The sequence below is a fragment of the Mesorhizobium sp. Z1-4 genome, assembly GCF_004000235.1.
GTDB lineage: Bacteria > Pseudomonadota > Alphaproteobacteria > Rhizobiales > Rhizobiaceae > RCIO01.
Genome location: NZ_RCIO01000022.1, coordinates 1 through 1,172, shown reverse-complemented (window position 1 = coordinate 1,172; position 1,172 = coordinate 1). Strand labels below are relative to the sequence as shown.

The following is a 1,172-nucleotide window of genomic DNA, read 5'->3' as shown; positions in this document are numbered from 1 at the left end:
TCCGTGATGCTTGCGACGATGCCTGCACCGACGGTGCGGCCACCTTCGCGGATTGCGAAGCGCAGCTTCTCTTCCATCGCGATCGGCACGATCAGCTCGACGTCGACCGTGACGTTGTCGCCGGGCATCACCATCTCGGTACCGGCCGGCAGCGACACAACACCCGTCACATCCGTCGTGCGGAAGTAGAACTGCGGACGGTAGTTGGTGAAGAACGGCGTATGACGGCCACCCTCTTCCTTCGTCAGGATGTAGGCCTCCGCCTTGAACTTCGTGTGCGGCATCACCGAACCCGGCTTGCACAGCACCTGGCCGCGCTCGACGCCCTCACGGTCCACACCGCGAAGCAGCGCGCCGATATTGTCGCCCGCCTGGCCCTGATCGAGCAGCTTGCGGAACATCTCCACACCGGTCACCGTCGTCTTCGAGGTCGGCTTGATACCGACGATCTCGACTTCCTCGCCGACCTTCACGATGCCGCGCTCAACGCGACCCGTCACAACCGTGCCGCGGCCGGAGATCGAGAACACGTCCTCGATCGGCATCAGGAACGGCTGGTCGATCGGACGCTCGGGCGTCGGAATGTAGGCATCGACCTCGGCCATCAGCTTGCGGACCGCGTCCTCGCCGATCTCCTTGTTCGAATCCTCAAGCGCAGCAAGCGCCGAACCCGCAACGATCGGAATGTCGTCGCCGGGGAACTCGTAGGTCGACAGAAGCTCGCGAACCTCGAGCTCGACCAGCTCAAGCAGTTCCGCATCGTCAACCTGGTCGACCTTGTTCAGGAACACAACGATCGCCGGAACGCCGACCTGACGGGCAAGCAGGATGTGCTCGCGCGTCTGCGGCATCGGGCCGTCGGCAGCCGAAACGACCAGGATCGCGCCGTCCATCTGCGCAGCACCCGTGATCATGTTCTTCACATAGTCGGCGTGGCCGGGGCAGTCGACATGCGCATAGTGGCGCGCATCCGTCTCGTACTCGACGTGAGCCGTCGAGATCGTGATGCCGCGGGCCTTCTCTTCAGGCGCCGCGTCAATCTGGTCATAGGCGCGGAAATCGCCGAAATACTTCGTGATCGCTGCCGTCAACGACGTCTTGCCGTGGTCAACGTGACCAATCGTGCCAATGTTCACATGCGGCTTATTACGCTCGAATTTACCCTTGGCCAT

At 62.5% G+C, this 1,172-nt stretch carries 1 protein-coding gene; it reads right to left on the bottom strand.

What is annotated here, in order from left to right; translation table 11 throughout:
- Positions 1-1,172: elongation factor Tu (gene tuf / locus EP165_RS20300; RefSeq protein ID WP_127524672.1), on the bottom strand; the 1,172-nt coding region annotated here is incomplete at its 3' end.